This window comes from Mesorhizobium sp. 128a, assembly GCF_053848025.1.
This window is the reverse complement of sequence record NZ_JBSPKY010000025.1, coordinates 37,812-57,168: the sequence shown is the minus strand read 5'-3', so window position 1 is coordinate 57,168 and position 19,357 is coordinate 37,812. Positions and strand designations below refer to the sequence as shown.

Genomic DNA, 19,357 nt, shown 5'->3' with positions numbered 1-19,357 from the left:
CCGTAATTACTGAAATCGCTGTCCGCGAATTAGCGGAATGGGTGTCCGCGAATTTCTGAAACACGCACTCCACCATTTCACGCCACCTTGGGTCGCCCGGAGCCGAGCAAGCATATGCAATCGCTGGCGAGAAGCGACTAGATGAGGGCGGGCTGCCTCGACGAGGCAGGCACCCGAGGAAGCGGAAGCGGAAGCCGCGCGAGAGATGTCATCAGCCCAGCGCTGCCGTCTCAGGCGAGCATCGAAGGTGCGGCTTAGGGAACAAAGCCGGCGCGACGGCGTTCAGGGGCGGCAGATGCCGGGAGCTCAGCACGAATGTTACTTGCCCTCGAGAACGCGATTTCGTCGACTATCCTGGCTGGCAGGAGTGGAAAGGCGGAAATTATCGGCGTTGTCGACCTCACCACCAAAGCAGAGGCGAAGATCGGCGCGATGAACTTGGGAACGGCCATCCAGTTCGTGGCCAACGCCTCGGTGCTCGGATACGATGTCCGCTCGGCGATGGTCTTCTATGGCGAACCGGGAACGCCAAGTCTCAGGGCAAAAGACTGTGATCGATTGTGGGGGCAATTTGGTGGCGCGCTCCTTCGCTCATAACGTTCAGTCCGGCCATGCCGGACTCATCTCGATTGAATGCTTGCCTGGCTTTCCAAGGCGCGGTTCTCGCTTGCACGCTGCGATCGTCCGCCGCAAGTTCCTCAGCCGGCAGGGCAGATAGCCAGGTTCCGAGCGCCGCCGGTGGTGGGAACTCTACGAAATGTCGGAGCGGAGCAGGATGTCCTTATGCAGTTCCGTCTTGCCGAGGCACAATCACCGCCGACCGAGTTGATGTGGACGCCGGAGCCGACCATGTTCTCGGTGAGAATAGTGGCGCACTGCTTGTCCGCGGTAACCATGGTGATGATGCTCGACCATCGCAGCCCGAGTGATCTGGTACGGCTCGAGACGAGACATTCGTCCGGTTGCCCAGTGTTCTTTTCCTCATCCGCTGCGAGAGTGTCACAGAGGCCAAACTTCTCATCCACCATAGCCTAGGACCGCCTTGATTTCGCCTGACGAAATTTCGGGATCAAGGTTCGGGCGCGACAGCCTCCACTATGGCGGGAACGCAAATTCAAGCAGCTTTTCGATTCTTAGCCACTCTTGCTGCGTACCGGGGCTGTCGGCGAAGTTCAACCTGCGTCGCGGGTTCCGAGCGGCTGGATCACCCAGCCGCAATGACTTGTTCTAGGCCGAACCTGACTATCGGCAGCCCAAGATCGGCAAAATGCTGCAACAGCCCATCAGGTTCAATGATCTTGCCCGATGAATAGACCACGCAAATGCTGCTCCATTCAAGCGACCATCAATTCCTAGATGATACTCAATGGTTGTCCCCTGGGGCTACACAATCGATTCAACATCATCGCTCTGAGGGACCGCCACCTTCTTAGCTATGAGAGAGCGCGGCCCACTACGGCATTTAGGATGCGTACGCTTTGATAACCAGCGCGCGATAGTCAGCGCTGCTGGAGGGCTCCGGCGTTCCAAATCCGCCACTGGCGCCGGCCGATTCCGAGAGGGCGCTGACAATCAACGATCGCTACGCCGGCTCACGATCGATGTCCGTGAAGTGCATTTCTGGCTCGCCGGGGCACCCCTTCGTTTACGGTCGGACTCGTCCACGGCGAGCGCCAATTCATACCGGACAACACCACGGATGAGAAGCGCCGGCCGTCGACCAGGTACGCCTCGGCGGCGCTGAACAAGGCGGCCCAGATGAGCCATAAGCCCGAGGATCGGTTCTACGTCGCTAGGAAGAGCTCTCGCGAGCTGATGCATGTGTGGGACGAAGCATCTTTGTTGAATGGGTAGCAGGTTCTTGGCTCTCGAAGTCACTGCTGAAGGCGGTCAGATTGCATCTGGCCCTACCCCGAGGAATGCATGAACACGGGCAACAAACAGAACGCAAACCAAAAACCCTCGCAAAAGCGGTTCAAGGCTTCTCAGGCGCTCCACGGCGACGCTAATCGTTTGGCCCAGTACCGTAAATGGGCCAGTTCCTACGAGCAGGACGTCGAGCGCGAACACTACCGCGGCCCCTCGGTCGTGGCGGAACTGGCGGGGGCCATGCAAGGTGCCTATATCGGCCATGAGCGAGCTGCCGTCACAATTTTGGACGCTGGCTGCGGTACAGGCCTAGTTGGTTGGATTATCTTGGCTTTCGCTTGATCGACGGCTTTGATCTCTGCGAGACGATGGCCGAAATGGCGAGGCAAACCGGCATTTACCGCAAAGTCGAAGGCGATGTTGACCTTAACAGACCGCTTAAGGGCTATTCCAGCGCGAGCTATGATATGACCGTGTGCTGCGGCGTCTTCACGCTCGGACATGTGCAACCGCATAGGCTGCGTGAGTTGGCCCGCGTCACGCGCCCGAACGGATTTGTGGTGGTGAGCGCTGACAAGAGCTATGTGGAGGCGGCGTCCTTTGAAGACGAGGTGCTGCGTCTGCAGGAGGCCGGTGTCCTCACGCCGCAGCAATGTCTGAACAACGGCAGTTTTGTCGAGGAGGAGCATGCCCATCACTGGGCATTGCGAGTGCTCGAGAAGCCGACGGAGCAGCGGCTATGGCCAGCCGGGACCCGCGGATCACTCTCGGCCAGCAGCGCGGCCTGGCGCGGCAAGGTCTGAAGGAAGGACAACCGATATGAACAACATATTGGTATTCAGATCGTGACGGCGGGCCACCAACGATACCGAAGCACCGTTCTCGGATGTCTCCGCCACAATCCGACGTTTGAAGTCCGCTGACCAGCGCCGGGACCCCGACGAGCCCCCTGGTCCGCCCCCACTTCTTCAAGATCCAAAACTGGATATCAGTGATCGTGTCCATTAGTGCCTCCGTGGACACTTCCTTCGTGTCAACACGCAACGCTAATCAAACCAGTCCAGTCGGCCTTGGCCTGCGTACGACGTCGGCACCTGCCCAAGTGCTCTTCTGCGCCAATCATCCTGTCGTTCGCTGTTGAGGAAGAAGGCAGGACAAACCATGGCGAGCCGATTACATGCCGGTCATGACGCATCCTGGGGAAAACGAGCCTGGAGGGACAGTCCGGCGACATAAAATGGTAAGCTCAACGACATAGATCCTCGGGGCTTGGCTCGCCGACGTCTCGCCCTACCGGATGCACCTGCCAAGGGCGTTGGCACAGGCCGCGAAAAACCACTGAAGCCACTCCATGGCTTTTGCGACGCGCAGCAGCGCGGCCGCGCGCCGATCCAAAACTCTTCTCTCGACAAAAGTCCAGGAGAGACACGCAGCTGCGCCTGAAGAGAGGACGGTATACACGATGTTCAAAAGCCAGAATGTGCCGCCCGGAAGCAGTTGAAAGGCTGCCTGTTGGAAAGGGTAGCCATAGAGGTAGATGCCGTACGAATAGTCGGCGCCGCGTACCAGGAGCGTTCGCCTTGGATTGAGTAGCCCGATGTATGCCGTTGAGTAGGCGACGAATGGTGTAGCGAAGTAGAACATCGCCCCGAAGTAGAAACACACTAAGGACAGCGTGAAGCTCAGAACGAACAGCGGAAACGAGAACGGCAATGTGTTCCGGACGAGATAGATTGCAGCTCCGAATAGAAACGATAGGATTAGCACCCCGCCAGGAGCGTTGCCACCAACGATAAAGAAACCAGTGAAGGCTGCCTTTGCGGAAAGCGCGAGCATGCCAAAGGCGGCTGCGCTTGTGAAAAGCATTGGTCTCTTGACGAGACCAGCCATTCCCAAAGCTGCAATTGCAATATAGCAATTCAGTTCAAAGGGAACAGTCCAAAGTGATCCGTTCACACGGTTCGGGGGAGGTCGGTTCTCGAAGACGCCCGGGAGGTCAAAGTGCACCCAGCCCACTATATTGCCGAGGTAGCGCCAGAATTCTGGATGGGAAAAATAATCCCTTAGAGAGAGCGAGGTTAAGAGCGTGCCCAAGAACAGGGCGGAAATGAGCACTTCAACGCAAAGGGCAGGAAAAATTCGGATAAACCTGAGAGTCAGAAACGCTGGAACGGTGTTACGTTCCAGGCTTCCGGCGACAAGGAATCCACTCAGGGCAAAGAAGCTTGGAACGATAAAATACAACATGGGGTGCGGCGGACCGTGCCACAGCCAAATGACAATAGGTGCAGACCATCCGTAGCATATGCCTATGCTATGGCTCAACAAAACGCTAATTGACAGAAATAGCCGAAGATAATCAAAGCCGGATGGCCGGTTCTCCGCCTGGATCAATCGATCCGAGATCGTCTTATTGCGCAACGGAAGAGCATTCATCTGCTTTATCGGCCAACGCGCGTCCTGGGCAGTCCCTGCGTTTGAATGGAGTTGCCCCTCAGTCAATGTTGCTGCCCTTCAACAGCAACGGCCATGCCAAACCCGCTCAAGCCCATAAGGCTTCCGATTGCGCTTGATCACTTCAAAAGTCGCAGACATGGCTGGTGTTTTGAATCCGACAAGCGTTGCACCGCTGTCAGAAACTGGACAAGCCAGCGATCTAAAGGCCGTCGCGTCATGACGATCGTTGCGGCAACTGACGGCACAGGATTTCCTGAGGCGCCTTTCCGAGCAATCCCGGGCAGACTGGCCATCGTAACATTCGACGCCATCACCAAACGCCCGCCCCCCAGGACGTCATGAAGCAGGGCGGCGCCTTCTTTGTCATCAGCACAGGCCGGCCCGCTTGCAAGCCAAGCTGAGCGGTCCCGCAAAAGTATGCGCCGTCATCACCGACAACCTCTCCAGGCAGGGCGCGGCGCCGAAGTACGGCAAGCGGTCGATGGCGCTGAACAGCTCCTGGGATTTCAGGTGACGGATCGAAGACGGCAGTGCGGCATTACTGGTCCTCCTCAACGTGACGGACGTCTCTGTTGGCGAGGTGCGGTTGTCTATCCGCCGTCCGATCTCAGCATAGGGCCTCGCTCGGCAATGAAGTGAAGCTGATCGCGCCGCAATATGTGAAGCCTTTCGTGAAGTGATGCTCACCTGCCCATAACTTCACTTGGACTAACCCGCTCCGCGACCGCGGAGCGGCAAGAAGGCTGTGCATCGCCGGCGCGGTCTTGATGGCGTCGTCGGTAGCGTCGGTCATGCATGCAAAAGGAGCTCCAACTGCGCGAGCATGGGGTGGCTGCTTGCAGCCCATTCCATCGGACAAAGGAGCTCGTCATGCCCCAACTTCGCCAGCGCATGAGCGAGGACATGCAGGTGCGCAACCTCGCGCTCAACACCCAACTCTCATATCTGCAACAGGTCTCGCTGTTCGCCCGCTATTTCGGCAAGTCGCCAGACCTGCTCGGGCGCGAGGACATCCGGACCTATCAGGTCTATCTGACCAACGAGAAGAAGCTGTCGCCCGGCTCGATCCACACCGCCATCGCGGCGCGGCGCTTTCTCTACAGGGTGACGCTCGAAAGGGACTGGGCGCCCGAAGAGGTTCTTCCGCTTCCGAAGAAACCGCAAAAGCTGCCGATCGTCCTCGGTCCCGAGGAAGTTCTAAGGTTCCTCGGCTGCGTGCTCGACGTCAAACACCACGCCATCCTGACCACGTGCTATGCTGCCGGCTTGCGCATCTCGGAGGCGATTCAGCTGAAGCCCACGGACATCGACAGCCAGAGAATGGTCGTCCGCGTCGAGCAGGGAAAAGGCCAGAAGGACCGCTACGTGATGCTGTCGCCCAAGCTCCTGGAGATCCTGCGTGCGGCGCGGCAATCAACGTGAGAGCGCGGGCCGTCACCATTGTCGCATCCGGGAAATGCGTCTGACCGCCTTCAGATGCTCCTGAGAGGCTAACGTTCTGAGATAGTCGTTCCCGCTTTCCGCGGATTCCAGATTCCAACGTTCCAACAATCGAAATCGCAGATCAAATCGCATGAGCAGCAAATCCGAATTTCTTTGGTACATCCCCAACGAGGTCAGATCAGGCCATCGCGGCGATTGCGTCGCCGAAAATCACAATAGCCTGCAGACATTCGCGAGCCACGCAAAGGCGCTGGAGGATAATGGCTGGAACGGTGCCTTGATCGGAACGGGCTGGGGCCGTCCTGACACTTTCACGCTTGCGGCTGCCTTGCAGCGCAGACGACCTTGTTCGAACCGCTGATCGCCATCCGACCGGGGTACTGGCGGACGCCGGCGCTCGCAGCGGCGACTACGAGCGCTACCACCTGAGCTCAGATCGGTCCTTGAAGGGACCGCAGGGTTGTCGGCCGATTGCTTGACCATTGACCTCCAACCCGGAGCCCGGAGCCCCGAGAAAGCGGAATTCGACCACGTTCCGTCGTCTGGCATCAAACGATGTCGGATATGCGACATGGCGTATCAGCATTGGCGTCGTTATGTTGTTGTTCTAAGGGGACTCTCTGGTTTGGCACGGCACGTGCTTGGCTCTCCGCAGACGCCCGGCCCGAGGAGAATCGCCCATGATCAGGCTCACGGACAATGCCGTTGCCGCCGTCAATGTCCAGTCAGCGACGAGAGCTGGAAGCGACATTCTGAACCGACGGCGAGAGCTCATGTTAGCGCGATCGACAATTCATCTCAACTCCCGCAACATTTTCCCCCTGGCTGCGCGCCGCTGGTGCAAGCATCTGGTCCGCTTAGGTTTCATTGGGACCATGGTTGTCGCCTCAACCGTGGCTGGCGGGGCGACCGACCGTTCGATGCTTGTCGACGGTGCCACCAATGCTCTCGCAGGGGACAAGGCGAAGGCTAGCATGCAAACCCGGGTGCAGCGGGGCGGCAAGCCTCTCACTCCATCGGTTCCTGCATGCGGCGAGACGACCCGAAAATTTGGCTCCAATGACCCGCACGATCCAGTCGACGGCACCGTCAACAAGACCATCACCGAGTGGTTAGCCGCCGGCAACAAGGCCGATTGGAAACCCAACTTTGGTCTGGACAGGCCTGCTCTCGGAGACGCTGAGGAGGAAGTCGGCACCTCCAGTTACGGGAAGGATCTTTTCCTGACCGGAGGCGAGACCAAGGCCCGCGGAATCAATCCGCATAGGAAGCAGATACTGCCGCACCGCGGCTTCTTCGACAATTCCAAGGGCATTCTCGAAAACACCATTTCAGCCGCTGACAACGCGCTCAAGCATGGTTTCCATGCCGTTGAACTCGATCTTCGCGCCGATAAAAACGGCCATGCCTGGATGACGCATGACACTACACTGGGGCGAACCACCGGAGATGAGAAAAATTGCCTGATTTCTGATGTCTCCACTGAGGAGATAAAGAGCATGAACCTCTCGATATGGAATCCTATCACTAATGGGCGCATGCCGGCGCTCGATCGCAACGGCAATCCGCAAAAGATGGAAGACCTGCAGGGTATCATAGACTACGTTCGCGAGAAAAATAGCAACGGCGATGAATTCAACGTGATCATCGACCCCAAGGACGAGGTATCGACGATCGCGGCAGTCAAGTCGCTCTCGGCGCCCGAGACTTCTGACGTGCGCAGCCATCTCGGCATAAAGATCTATTCGACCTATGTGCCGACTACCGACCGCGTTGTTGCACATCTGGACAGAAAGAAAACCCGTGTACTTGACGCGTTGGAGCAGGCTAATGTCACGGTCCAGCCGGACAACGGACTCAACCTGATCCCGGTCCTCATCAAGGCGGAAGACGTCCAGTCTTCTCATATCGACAATGATTTGGTGACCCAGGCCGTCGATTGGCTGATCTCCTTCGATAGGCTGGGCGACCTCACCATGGTCGAAATCTGCCGCTACAAGGGAACCGACACCTTCGATGAGATGAACCGGGTGGCCGCGACTTTCCAGGCAGCAGGCGAGAAGTTCGTCAGCACGCCTCTCACGATGTCCTATATCTCCGAAGCGTTCTCCGTTAACGGCCAGAAGTTTTACTATAGCGCTGAGGGCGTGCCGATCACCCTAACGGGCCGTCTGGACATGGATTTTCGCGCCACTTTCGGCGCGCTGCTGCCCTATGCCGACGTGCTGGTGTCCGACAATCCTTATCTGGAGACACTCTATGCCGCCGACTTTATCACCGGTGGCAATCGTGCGGATTATACCTTCCCGATGGACTCCCACTACAACCCGGCATCCACAATCGACGCACCGAAGGTTATCACCGGCAAGCCAAGCTGGATGAACGATCCACATCGTCGGTGAGGCTCTGGTGCCTCACCTTGATGATCAGCGCCATGATCGTTGCATGCTTTACGCAACCCTGCGAAGGATATGATGAGCTGGCCAGTCGAACTACCGGAATTCGGAGCGCGATAGGACGCAGATGAGGTTGGACGTGACCTGACGCGTGGTGATCACCTCGGTTATGGTCGTTGAGCTTGATTCCCGATGTTGGAAATCGGCGTGGCGGCAGCATTTTGCGCCACCTGGCCGTTATGCGAGCATAGTTGGCCCCTGATGCCAGGAAATGGCGGGCAAGATCGTAGGCGAAGTTGGTCAATGCCAATCTTCGTCCTAGCCTGCGAGGCCGATCGTGCGGTCAGGCCGTGCGGGATTTCTGCTGCGCGAAGACGTGCTCGGCGAAAGAGCGAATCTTGGTGCGGCGGCTGTTTCGTTGCCGCTGATCATTTAATCATAAGAATCCTGAGCGTCGGATTCTCATCTGGTAGTTTGAACATTTTAGTACATTGGCGCAACGCCGGACCTTTCCGATCACAGGCGAAATCTCCTGCAACCGGGCTGTTCGCAGCAATTTGGAAGAAGCCACGACATCGTCGGACATCGGACAGCGCGGGCCGGTTGAATGGGGCGCGCGAATTCCCCCCCCCGGGACGGAGGAATTCCGTCCCCCATTCCTTGGAGAATGCCTGGAAATCGACACTACTGCCGGGTTTGTCACGTGAGTGACACGAACCGTTGGCGCGGCTCCCTGACGCGCATTCATCTAAGTCACTGAAAACTACGCAGAAAATTCTTAGGCTTTTGTGCGCAGTTGGCACAACTTTTGAAACGCCCTTGTAGCGCGGCGACAGAAGCTGCCGAGCGACATTCATGTCGCGGACAATATGGGGATTGATTGAAGGGATGAAAGGACATGTCAGGTCTGCGTCGGATCCACATATCGGAAAAGAAGCATCACCTGCGGATTCGGGCGGCAATGCAAGCGAAGGTATACCTACGCTCCGTGACCTCATTTGCATACCTGACGAACCGTCATTCCTAATGGAAGCCCATGATGCGCTCTCCGCGGCGATCGCCCAGCGGGCAGGTTTCAAGGCGCTTTGGGCGTCCAGCCTTTCGATTTCCTCCAGCCTCGGCTACCGCGATGCGAACGAAGCCTCTTGGAGCGAAGTGGCCGATGTCGTGGAACGTATTGCTCGTGCTGCCAACATTCCTATTCTCGTCGACGCTGACAGCGGCTTCGGTAATTTCAACAACGCTCGCCTTGTCGCCGCCCATCTGCACAGACGCGGTGCGAGTGGCGTATGCATCGAGGACAAACTCTTCCCTAAGATGAACTCTTTCATTGGCGATCGCCACCCGCTCGCCGACATCGAGGAGTTCTGCGGCCGTTTGAAGGCCGTAAAAGACGCCGTGCCTGACCCCCGCTTCGTGCTAGTGGCTCGGATAGAGGCCCTCATAGCCGGCTACAGCCAGGACGAGGCGCTTGCCCGTGCGCATGCCTATGCCGGCGCCGGTGCCGACGCGATCCTCATCCATTCGCGCAAATCCGATCCGACGGAAATCCTGGCATTTGCCCATTCATGGCAGAATCACCTCCCTGTCGTGATCGTGCCGACGAAATACTATCGCACCCCGGTCGCCGAATATCGCGCCGCACATATCTCCGCCGTGATCTGGGCAAATCACAATATGCGCGCTGCGATCGCCGCCATGCGAAACGTCTGCAATCGCATCATTCGCGAAGAAGGCATAGCTGGCATCGAGCCCGATGTCGCCTCGCTGGAAGAGCTTTTCGAGTTGATGGCTTATGACGAGCTCGCTGCCGCAGAGACGCATTATTTTGGCCGAAGACCGCAGACGGTGCCCTGAGATGAACGGCCGACTTGAAAGTGCAATTTGCAAACGCAGAAGGCGCTCGTGCTGGCGCAAGGAACACGCCGGTTCAAATCTTCGGCCGGCGGGCTCTGCCTCCAGGCGGCCAGCGACGGCGGCCACGAGGTCGATATCTGATGGCCAGGGAAAGTGGAGCAATCCGGTCGCAACGATCGGTATGGGGCGATCACGCCATCAGAAAAGCATTGATAGCTGTACCAACCCGTTTCGGGCTGCATCTACCGAGGCGCGCGCAGCTGTACGGGTTTCCGCCGAAAAGCTCGAACCCGGCCTGCGATGGCTTGCTGATTGCTTCAGCGTTTTGGAATCAGGCGTTCCGCCAAAGCGTCACACCGAGGAAATAACCAATGGTCGATAACTCTGCCAAGCAAGCTGTTATTCTTGCCGCCGGTTTCGGCTCGCGTCTTCGGCCGCTGACTGATTTACGGCCAAAGCCGCTGGTTGAAGTCAATGGCACGCCAATTCTCCACAACGCTCTACGAAACCTCGAGGCCGTTGGCGTGGAAGAGGTCACTATCGTCGTTGGCTATCGCAAGGACGCGATTGAATATTCCTGCGGCCGCCGGTTCCGAAGCCTCGAAATCAGTTATGTCGAATCGGACGTTTTCGACAGGACCGGTAGCGCCTATTCGCTTTGGCTGGCGCGTCACGTCCTTTTGACGGGCAATACCTACGTTCTCGAAGGCGATGTCTATTTCGAGCCGGATGCGCTTCGCCGCCTCGCGACAAGCCAGTCTCAAAACGCCGCCGCCGTCGCTCCCTTCGAAGCGTCGATGGAAGGCTCGGCCGTCATTTTGAATGATCACGGCCATATCGCGGAATTGAGGATGGGACAGACCGCTGAAAACCTGACGGACGGTTCACCGCAGCTGTTCAAGACCATGAACCTGATCCGCTTTTCCGGCGAGGACCTGCGCACCACAATTGTCCCCCATCTCGACGATCTCATGGGTTCTGGTGCCGTCAAGTCCTACTGCGAGGAGCTGCTGTCTCAGCTGGTTCAGCAGAAGGAACTGCAGATCGCGGCAGTCAGGTGCGATGATCTCAAATGGTACGAGATCGACAGCGAGGAGGATCTTCTGATCGCTGAAAGGGTCTTTGCAACAGAGGGCGTGACGGCCGCACAGCCCCTGATAGCGGGCTCTGCAGGCTGAGCCGTAGCAGAGGCGGACAACAGACAGGAGACAGACATGTTGGCGCAGCGAATTGCTCTCCTCTCCGGATCGGGGACCGCCGCAGCTCGGGAAGCAGCAAAAGCAGCAGCAGCCCAGGGGCGCCAAATCATTGACCTGGCGGCTGGCGAGGTTATCACCGCTCCCCCGGTCTCGGTTCGCGAAGGCGCGATCGCCACCATAAATGCCGGTGTAAACCGCTATACCGAATCAATTGGCCTGCCGTCTCTGCGCAAGGCCGTTGCCAAGAAACTGTCGACTGAAACCGGGTTTGCGTGGGATACCGACAACATCGTCATCACTGCAGGTGCGAAACAGGGCTTGCTCGATGCCACCTTGGCACTCCTCAATCCAGGCGACGAAGTCATCATTGTTCGTCCCTGCTGGCCGACATTTCCATCGCAGGTTCTTTTGGCGGGGGCAAAGCCTGTTTTCGTGGACGCCAAGCCGCCTTCTTATGTTCCTGAAATCCGCGCCATCCGTAGCGCCGTAACGCCCAAGACTACGGCAATTATTATCAACTCGCCGAATAATCCGACGGGAGCGGTGTACGACCGGGCGACCCTCCAAGCCATTGGTGATCTTGCAATAAGCTACGACCTTTGGATCATTTCCGACGAGTGCTACTCCGGTTTTGTTTTCAATGGTGATCGTCATCAGTCGATTACGATGGCTCATCCGGGTATTCGTTCACGAACCATACTGGTCAATGCGTTTTCCAAAGAGTTGGCCATTACAGGGTGGCGCCTCGGCTATTTCGCGGCACCACCGGAAATCGTCGCAGCGGCCAAAAAGCTTCAAAGCCTTACGACTTCAAATGCGAACGTGATTGCTCAACACGCCATACTGCATCACCTCGATGTCGGCGACGGCAGCTACGAGCGGGAGATGCATCAGCGCCTCGCGGCTGCGCGGAAGGCAGGGCTAAGAATTCTCTCCAAGCTGGAGGACGTCGCGCCACCGCGTGCCGATGGCTCGTTCTTCTTCTACCTCGATCTCACACAGCTCTTCGCCAGGCTGCCGAGGACGAGCTCAACCCGCACCGTGGATGATGTCGCCGGCATCCTTCTTAAGGAAGCAGGCGTCGCTTCGGTTGCCGGAACGACGTTCGGTGACGAGACGGGATTGCGGCTTTCGTTCGGAGCGCCACCGGAAGAATTAGAACCGGCCCTGGAGAAAGTTGTCGCTACGCTCAATGGCCTGAAAAGCCGTTAGGCGGCAGCATGATTGACGGCAACTGCGGCAGGGATTGGCAAAGGACACGTGACGGAGGCGTTCACCCACTGGAATGACGTGCCGGATCGCCTGCCCATGCGGCGCCGACAGCGCCCAGGCGCCCGACACTAAGAGCTTCGTCGAGGAGCACCCGATGCTGATATACCTTCGAGATTACGCCAATGCCATTACGGCAACGGGCTTCGTGTTCGCGATCCTTGGACTTTTCCTGGCGCTGAACGGTCACATCGAGCTCGGCACCGCATCAATGCTCTGGATGTGTTCCTTGACCACTGGGACGGTCATGTCGCCCGCAAGACCAGTGACAGCCGCCGTCCAGGAGCGGCGGACTTCGGAAAATGTCTCGACGGCTTTGGCGACTTCATGCATGGCGTAATATTTCCGTCGGTTGTTGTCGTATTTGTCGGAGAAGGGAGCATCCTATCGCTCGTGGCCATTCTCGCGCTCATCATGGCTGGCGCCATCCGCCTCAGCTATTTCGAGAGCTTCGGCCTGACCTCGGATGCCAAGTTTACGGGCATTCCCGTCTCTTATGACACCCCATTAGTCGCGATCCTGTTGATCGCGCGGCCAGATCTCCCGGTTGCGGCGTTTCCGACAGTCTTCGCGCTGGCCTTTGTCGCCCTCGCCATGCTGCACGTGACCACCGCGGTTAAGGTGCCAGCAATACGAGGCCGAGCAATTCCAATCGCGACAATTCTGGCGGTCGTGATTTCTCTTGTTCTGGCACGACGGGGTCTCACCTGGTGCGGCTAGTGATGATAGCTGGCGAGCATTAGAGACAATAGGAGGTCGAGGAAATGAATAGGGTGTACGTCCAATCTGAGTCGCTGGTCGACCGGTGTATCGACGAGAATGGATTGATCCGACTTAATCTCAATCATCCACCTCCCGTTCCCCAGACTTTCGATCAAATCTTCAAGGATGTGCTTGAAGAACTGTTTCTGACAATGTCGCCCTCCAGCCTTGTCAAAACACATCGTTGGACAGGCTCCGACGAGGATCGGTCGAGAGGAGCGGAATTCACGGGCCGTCGGCTAGGAACACAACCGGACGCAGGCCGGGTTGTTTTGACCCACAGTACACAAGCCGCCATGCACATGATCCTCCCCGGGATCATCCCTAAAGGTCGAGCGCTTGTCGTAGAACAAATGACCTATCCGCCGGTACGAACGTTTGCCGAGCGCTACGGAATTCCGGTGATTGACGCGCCCATAGATGCCGACGGTGTTGAGCCAAACGCGTTCGAGGATGTTTGCAAAGAAACAAAACCCGCAGCAATCTATCTTTTGAGCACCTACCAGAATCCCACAACCATTACGATGTCTTTGAGGCGCCGCGCGTATATCGCGGAGATCGCCAGGCGCTATGGCGTCAAAATCATTGAAGATGATGTCTACAGCCTTCTAAGCCCGTCGTCCTTGACGCCGATTTCGGCAATGGCGCCGGAAATATCTTGGTATCTCTTGGGGACAGCGAAAAGTTTCGCGGCCGGATTGAAACTGGCATATCTCGTCGCTCCAACTGCGGACGACGCTGCTCGGGTGTTTTGGCCGGGAGTTCGTGCGACCTATTGGATGGCAACGCCGATGAGCGCTGCCTTGACGTCCGGTTTCATTCGCCGGGGCGACGATCAGGCGATCTTGACGGCGGTAAAAGCCGAGCTACGCAACCGACATGAACTTCTCGACCAGATTCTTTGTAATTGCCGCTATGTCACGGATCCCGGCTGTCTGCATGTGTGGTTGCCACTACCCGAAGGCACATCCAGCAAAGAATTGGCGGCCGCGATCAAGAGCGATGGCGTGCAGGTTGCCGACAGCAGTTCTTACGCGTCTGAAGCCTTTATGCCTCCTGAGGCGATCCGAGTCGGCATCGGCAATCCCGAGACGAATGGCGTGCTGAACAGGGGGCTTGCCACGCTTCGCCGGCATCTTCCGCTTTCCAAATGACCAGAGTTGGAAGCGCCTCGGACTCCTTTTCCTTCAGCGCAAGAAAGATGAAAGCTGCAGCCATGCAAACGAGCACCAAGAGCAACGAGCCTCCAGGGCCTATGGCCGAGTTTGCAAGATTGGCCAGCCGTTACAGCGACCGGCCAGAGTATCCCAAACAAATGGTAGACCATATCAATTCCTTGATGTCGCTAGTTCCGGTGCGATATCCGGCAGTCGACATTGGAGCCGGGACGGGTCTTTTTACTCGACCACTTGCTCGCTTCCTCGAGCCAAGCCGCGCCGTAATCGGAATAGAACCAAGCGCAGAGATGAGGCGGGCGGCAGAAGATCATCCAGAAGAGCTCGAAAACGTCAGATACATAGCCGGGTTTGCAGAAGAGGTTGGTTATGCATCCAGGTCGGTCGCGCTCGTGGCCGCGGCCTGCGCAGCCCACCGCTTTGACAAGCATACGTTCCTTGCCGAAAGTCATAGAGTACTGGTACCGCACGGCTGCCTAGCGATCGTCGAATATCGCTGGGGAGATACACAAAACAGTGTCGGGGACGATATCTATTCGCTTCTCGAGCAACTAGTCGATGGATACGACCGTAGGGCGCATTCAAATGGCGCTGGCGAATACGAACTGTTTGATGCAGCGGACGCCATTTCGTCAGCAAGGCTCTTCACCAATGTGCATCAGCGTACTTTCAATTGGACAGTGCAGCGTCGAGCGGACGAAGTCGTCTGTGCGGCCATGGCGCTTACGCCATCACTTAAAGCCGAGGCAAAAATAGGCCGAGAAACATTTTTGCACGCTCTCGAAGAGACCGCGGCACGGCACAGTGGTTCCGACGGCACCGTGCAACTCAATTATATTGGCTATGGTACTTTTGCTTTTAAGCAAAGCGGCGAAGCGCGCGACTGACCGCCATCGCAACAGTTGCAACAAAGACGAGAGATCCAAAAGCCGAACCGACTGATCGGCCGAGGGCCTTACCAGGGAGACGCTTGATTTCCATTTGAACTAACCCTCTGCCATTCCGTCATCGACGTAGGTAACGTCGCCGACCTGAACGCGTCGAAGAACCTGACGGTAGCTGCTGACCTTGGCCTCGAAGCTTTCATGCCGGATCGCTGGGTTCGCTTTTTCCGGATCCCAAAGCAGCTCATGGAGTACGCGGCCGCTCATCGTGTTCGGTCTGCCGATCTCAAGAAGATGTAAAATGGTGGGCGCGAAATCGCAAATACCTGATGGGACCGTCGAGACGGAACCCGCCGCCGGAAAAGCCGAACCTGCAACAATGCCGATAGCTGCGAGTTCCTTTGGATGCAGGCCCCCATGGGCCCCGAGACCGGTGCGCCGGTTGTGGTCATAGAAGGTGCGGCCGATGAGGCCGAAGGGGTCGATGTCGTCGTCTGCGCGGAACGAAAACGAGACATCTGGCGCGCGCGCGTGATCGGCAAAGACCAGATGTTTGCCAAGACTGCCGGGCGCTATTCCGTCGACCTCGTTTCGAGCACGGGTGAACACCGGTCCACACCACGGCTGACTGGTGATCGCCGCGACCAGCCGGGCGATCTGTTCGTCAGCGGGTTCGGCGAGATAGAGCGCGCCCACCTGTCCGGGCACCACCACCACGTCGACATCCAGCGCAGGGGCGACGCCTGGCCGGAAGCCGGCCTCCCGCAGGCCGTCGATCACCGAGACACGTGTATGGCCGGTGAGGTGTCCGTGATCTGAGACTGCGATGATCTGCACATCCTCGGCGCGACCCTCTGACTCCCACCAGTCAAGCACCCTGCCGAACTGCCGGTCGCAGTAGGCGATGATCCCCCGCGTCGCCTCTGCTCCCGTGCCGTGGAAATGCGACGTCACATCGGGCTCGCCATAGGAGAGGATCGTTACGTCCGGCCGATACTTGGGCCAAATCACTTCGAGAAATGCGGAGGTGATCCAATCTTGTCCGGCCTTGTCGGGTTCGATCTTCGGCGGCTCAGGCGTCAGTGGACCAACACCAGCCTCTGCCTCCGCCAAGGCATCGGCCGTGCCGGCCTCGCGGAAATGGCCCGACAACCGGACATGCCCGAAATCCTCGGCCTTGTGGTGGAAGAAGCGTGTTGTGCCGGGAGTGTTCGTCGCCAGCACGGCCAGGCTTCGTCCTTCGGAAGCGAGAATCTCGCCAATCGACGCGGCAGACATCAGCTTTCCATCGCTTTCCAGATCGAGCTTTCGCAGCAGCACGGCGTCCGACGTATCGATATAACGCGGCGGCAAGACTGATCGGTCGACATATTTGTTGCCGACCATTCCGTGCCGGTTGGTCGTCGCGCCGGTGACGAGGCTCGGAAAGGCCGAGCGGGTCTCGCTCGGATAGACCGTGCGATGCTTCGACAGCGCGATACCCAACGACTGCAAGCGGAATAGGTTCGGCGTCAATTCTGGAGAGATGAGATCTGGGCGAAGGCCGTCGAAGCTGACGATAAGGAATTTGTATTTCATCACATTCATCAATTGACTTCTTCCACCAACGATTGGCGGACGAAGCGTTGCGGATCAAACAAGCTGATGTCTCGTTTCGTCGCTTCATCGATGGCGAGATCAGCGAGAATTTCACCGATGACCGGGACAAACTTGAACCCGTGGCTCCCGAACCCGGCTGCAACGATAACGCTGTTGGAGTGCGGATGTGGACCAATAACGAAGTTGTCGTCTTGCGCTTTGGCTGAGAAGCATGCCGCCACCTGTGCGGCGCCCCGGCCTCGAATGCTCGGCACCAATTGGGACATGAATTCGACCAGAGCTTCCACCTCGCCCGCAAACGCTTCTCGCTGAAGATCCGCGGTATCTGCGGGAGTGCCTGCGGTAAACGCCAGTTTGATAGCGTCTTGACCTTCCAGGATCGGAAAGCCGTAAGCTGCCCGCCCTTCCTGATTTTCCAGCACCCAACGAGGATGATGCGCTACCGAGAAGGTGGCAGTGTCGATCTTTGGCTTGACCCAAACCTGCAACAACCGCTCTGCTTTGACTGGAAATAACTCCATGAGAACAATCTCTGACCACGCTCCTCCCGCGATGATGAGCTTGTCGGCCATGAAAACCTTATCCCCAGCGGTAATCTCCACGCCGTATTCCGTCTGCGTCCATCCGCTAACAGGCGTGTTGAAGTGGAGTTCTGCGCCATTGCGGATGGCCATCTCGACGTGAATGGCAACGGTTTTTTCCGGAGGCATAATTGACTGGCTGCGCTCATAAAATGTTGCCGTGCCGGCTGGCGGATGCATCGTTGGCCAGCGCCGGGTTATGTCAGATGGCTCCAGTATCTCATGCGGAATCCCGTATTTCGTTGCGGCCGCGATCGAACGCGTCAGTGTCCGCCCGCTGGCGGGCGCAACAACCAAGCCGCCGATTTCGCGCAGAAGCTCCGCTCCCGTATCCCGTTCGAGCTTTTGCCAGAGGTGGTACGCCTCAAGCACAAGCGGAGCATATTGCTCTTCGCGAACATAGGCCTTGCGGATCGCCCGGGTGTCTCCATGGCTCGAGCCTTGGTTATGGGCGCGCCAGAACTGCTCGAACCCGATCACCTCGCAACCCCGCCGCGCGAGCGTGGCAGCAGCTGCGCTTCCCATGGCGCCTAGGCCCAAGATTGCTACTGTCAATTGTTTCATAGTCGTCTCCGTGTCGATATGTCGACGATCAGATTGAGGTGCTCGTCGAGGCGAGACTAAGGTCCCTTGCTGTTCTTCGATAGTTGCCGGGCCATGCTGATCCCCTGGAACCATTTTCGACCATTAGAAGACGGCGCATTTCACCAATTCGGCTCAGCGTTCCGCATCCCCGCCAAGCCCTCCTTACCCAATTTGTGAACGAAGTCGTCGTGGCTGGCTGAGATGATGCGAACGGCTTCTTCGAGCTCAGCATGGGAGTTAGCATGGCCGATACCGATCCGGATTGCCTGTGGTGCAGCTTCACCAGGTAAGGCGTAAGGATCCCCTGTTCCGATGTTGACACCGCGCTCACGGATACAGGACGCGAGACCCGCCGCCGGAGCCGTTTCCGGCAACCGGATCCAGACATGCAACGCGCCATTCTTCGTTTCGAAATCGGTTCCCGCCAGCAAAGGCAATACGATCTTGTGGCGAGCGACCATCTCGTCCCTCACCGCATCAATTATGCGCTCGGCGCCGCCGGTTTCGATCAACTGCGTCGATACCGCCGCACTGATCGGCGCCGCCATCCAGAAGGTTGCTCTGACGCCCGGCCAGAATTGCTCTTCGGCACGCGCCGCAGTTGGCGCAACGACATAGGCGATCTTCATGCCGGCGGCGAGCGTCTTGGCAACGCCCAACATGTACCAGGACCGTTCTGGTGCCAGTGCAGCAAGCGGCGGCGGCAGGTCCTCCGGCAGCAAGCTGTAAATGTCGTCTTCGATGATCTGCAGATCGTATTTACGGGCGACTTCCGCGACTGCTTGACGCCGCGCGAGCGACATAGTGGCCGTCGTGGGATTTTGCAGCGTTGGAAGCAGATAGAGAGCTCTGGGGCGATCGCTACGGCACAGTTCCTCTAGCGCTTCCGGAACGATACCTTCGTCGTCCATCCGCACGCCTTTGGGAATGAACCCGAGGCGCTTAGCCAGGACGAGGATCGGTGGATAGGTCAAGCTTTCCACAGCTAGAACATTGCCAGCCCCCAGGAGCCCGCCGAGGAGCATGTTGAATGCACTCTGCGTTCCGTTCGTGACGACGACGCGGCCGGGATCAGGATTGGTTCCCAGCCTTCGCCCGGTAAAGACCGCGCCTGCCTCGCGGTCTTCCTCGGTTCCCATCCAACGATGCGCACCTACCATTTCGCTTGGCGTATAACGCGACAGGACGCCTTCCATTGCTTCTCGGTACTCTGGGTCGAAGACCTCCGGCACTAGTGGCGGGTGGGTGCGGCTCATTTCGATGATCTTGATCATGTTTGTA

15 protein-coding genes and 4 pseudogenes are annotated in these 19,357 nt (G+C 57.9%); 12 read left to right on the top strand and 7 right to left on the bottom strand.

The window, feature by feature from the left end; genetic code table 11:
* The first annotated feature begins 315 nt into the window (after nucleotides 1–315).
* Complete coding sequence (locus tag ACWTU9_RS29445; protein ID WP_455861377.1) at nucleotides 316–597, top strand: hypothetical protein; 282 nt, start codon at nucleotides 316–318, stop codon at nucleotides 595–597.
* Nucleotides 598–739: 142 nt separating this feature from the next.
* On the opposite strand, the pseudogene ACWTU9_RS29440 reads toward ACWTU9_RS29445, so the two are convergent.
* A pseudogene (locus ACWTU9_RS29440) lies at nucleotides 740–911 on the bottom strand (ornithine cyclodeaminase); the annotation flags it as partial.
* Nucleotides 912–1,923: 1,012 nt separating this feature from the next.
* Here ACWTU9_RS29440 and ACWTU9_RS29435 point away from each other — a divergent pair.
* Nucleotides 1,924–2,211: a hypothetical protein gene (locus tag ACWTU9_RS29435; RefSeq protein WP_455861376.1), complete on the top strand. Its 288-nt coding sequence runs from the start codon at nucleotides 1,924–1,926 to the stop codon at nucleotides 2,209–2,211.
* Nucleotides 2,187–2,672, top strand: a complete 486-nt coding sequence (locus ACWTU9_RS29430; protein WP_455861375.1) for a methyltransferase domain-containing protein — start codon at nucleotides 2,187–2,189, stop codon at nucleotides 2,670–2,672. The genes ACWTU9_RS29435 and ACWTU9_RS29430 overlap by 25 nt, the downstream gene beginning before the upstream one ends.
* On the opposite strand, the pseudogene ACWTU9_RS29425 reads toward ACWTU9_RS29430, so the two are convergent.
* A pseudogene (locus ACWTU9_RS29425) lies at nucleotides 2,631–2,789 on the bottom strand (transposase); the annotation flags it as partial. The gene ACWTU9_RS29430 and the pseudogene ACWTU9_RS29425 overlap by 42 nt on opposite strands.
* A gap of 370 nt (nucleotides 2,790–3,159) precedes the next feature.
* Nucleotides 3,160–4,305 (bottom strand): acyltransferase family protein, encoded by a 1,146-nt coding sequence (locus ACWTU9_RS29420; RefSeq protein ID WP_455861374.1) that lies wholly within the window; start codon nucleotides 4,303–4,305, stop codon nucleotides 3,160–3,162.
* An 891-nt stretch (nucleotides 4,306–5,196) separates the two neighbouring features.
* Here ACWTU9_RS29420 and ACWTU9_RS29415 point away from each other — a divergent pair.
* The 6 genes and pseudogenes from ACWTU9_RS29415 to ACWTU9_RS29390 form a co-directional block, all read left to right on the top strand.
* A pseudogene (locus ACWTU9_RS29415) lies at nucleotides 5,197–5,727 on the top strand (tyrosine-type recombinase/integrase); the annotation flags it as partial.
* Between the two features lie 172 nt (nucleotides 5,728–5,899).
* Nucleotides 5,900–6,186, top strand: a pseudogene (locus tag ACWTU9_RS29410) (LLM class flavin-dependent oxidoreductase); the annotation flags it as partial.
* Between the two features lie 263 nt (nucleotides 6,187–6,449).
* Entirely contained in the window at nucleotides 6,450–8,171 is a 1,722-nt protein-coding gene (locus ACWTU9_RS29405; RefSeq protein WP_455861373.1) for a glycerophosphodiester phosphodiesterase family protein, read from the top strand.
* An 882-nt stretch (nucleotides 8,172–9,053) separates the two neighbouring features.
* Nucleotides 9,054–10,022, top strand: coding sequence for a phosphoenolpyruvate mutase (gene aepX / locus ACWTU9_RS29400; protein WP_455861372.1), 969 nt, complete (start codon nucleotides 9,054–9,056; stop codon nucleotides 10,020–10,022).
* 371 nt (nucleotides 10,023–10,393) lie between these two features.
* Nucleotides 10,394–11,200 carry a phosphocholine cytidylyltransferase family protein gene (locus ACWTU9_RS29395; protein WP_455861371.1) on the top strand — a complete coding sequence of 269 codons (807 nt, stop codon included), beginning with the start codon at nucleotides 10,394–10,396 and terminating at the stop codon, nucleotides 11,198–11,200.
* Nucleotides 11,201–11,236: 36 nt separating this feature from the next.
* Nucleotides 11,237–12,433, top strand: a complete 1,197-nt coding sequence (locus tag ACWTU9_RS29390; RefSeq protein ID WP_455861370.1) for a pyridoxal phosphate-dependent aminotransferase — start codon at nucleotides 11,237–11,239, stop codon at nucleotides 12,431–12,433.
* 243 nt (nucleotides 12,434–12,676) lie between these two features.
* Here ACWTU9_RS29390 and ACWTU9_RS29385 read toward each other — a convergent pair whose 3' ends face one another.
* Nucleotides 12,677–12,823: a hypothetical protein gene (locus ACWTU9_RS29385; protein WP_455861369.1), complete on the bottom strand. Its 147-nt coding sequence runs from the start codon at nucleotides 12,821–12,823 to the stop codon at nucleotides 12,677–12,679.
* Here ACWTU9_RS29385 and ACWTU9_RS29380 point away from each other — a divergent pair.
* The 3 genes from ACWTU9_RS29380 to ACWTU9_RS29370 all read left to right on the top strand — a co-directional run bounded on the left by ACWTU9_RS29380 (nucleotide 12,818) and on the right by ACWTU9_RS29370 (nucleotide 15,314).
* Nucleotides 12,818–13,210: a hypothetical protein gene (locus tag ACWTU9_RS29380; RefSeq protein ID WP_455861368.1), complete on the top strand. Its 393-nt coding sequence runs from the start codon at nucleotides 12,818–12,820 to the stop codon at nucleotides 13,208–13,210. The genes ACWTU9_RS29385 and ACWTU9_RS29380 overlap by 6 nt on opposite strands.
* A gap of 44 nt (nucleotides 13,211–13,254) precedes the next feature.
* The gene (locus tag ACWTU9_RS29375) at nucleotides 13,255–14,406 is read left to right on the top strand and encodes an aminotransferase-like domain-containing protein (RefSeq protein ID WP_455861367.1); all 1,152 of its coding nucleotides are present in this window, start codon (nucleotides 13,255–13,257) and stop codon (nucleotides 14,404–14,406) included.
* Between the two features lie 101 nt (nucleotides 14,407–14,507).
* On the top strand, nucleotides 14,508–15,314 hold the full coding sequence (locus tag ACWTU9_RS29370; RefSeq protein WP_455861366.1) for a class I SAM-dependent methyltransferase: 807 nt from the start codon (nucleotides 14,508–14,510) through the stop codon (nucleotides 15,312–15,314).
* A 99-nt stretch (nucleotides 15,315–15,413) separates the two neighbouring features.
* On the opposite strand, the gene ACWTU9_RS29365 is transcribed toward ACWTU9_RS29370, so the two are convergent.
* The 3 genes from ACWTU9_RS29365 to ACWTU9_RS29355 form a co-directional block, all read right to left on the bottom strand.
* Nucleotides 15,414–16,898, bottom strand: a complete 1,485-nt coding sequence (locus ACWTU9_RS29365; protein WP_455861365.1) for an alkaline phosphatase family protein — start codon at nucleotides 16,896–16,898, stop codon at nucleotides 15,414–15,416.
* Nucleotides 16,898–18,055 carry an N-methyl-L-tryptophan oxidase gene (solA, locus tag ACWTU9_RS29360; protein ID WP_455861364.1) on the bottom strand — a complete coding sequence of 386 codons (1,158 nt, stop codon included), beginning with the start codon at nucleotides 18,053–18,055 and terminating at the stop codon, nucleotides 16,898–16,900. Before solA ends, ACWTU9_RS29365 begins: the two co-directional genes overlap by 1 nt.
* Nucleotides 18,056–18,195: 140 nt before the next feature.
* A complete protein-coding gene (locus ACWTU9_RS29355; RefSeq protein WP_455861363.1) occupies nucleotides 18,196–19,350 on the bottom strand; it encodes an aminotransferase-like domain-containing protein in 1,155 nt (384 codons plus the stop codon).
* Between the last annotated feature and the right edge of the window lie 7 nt (nucleotides 19,351–19,357).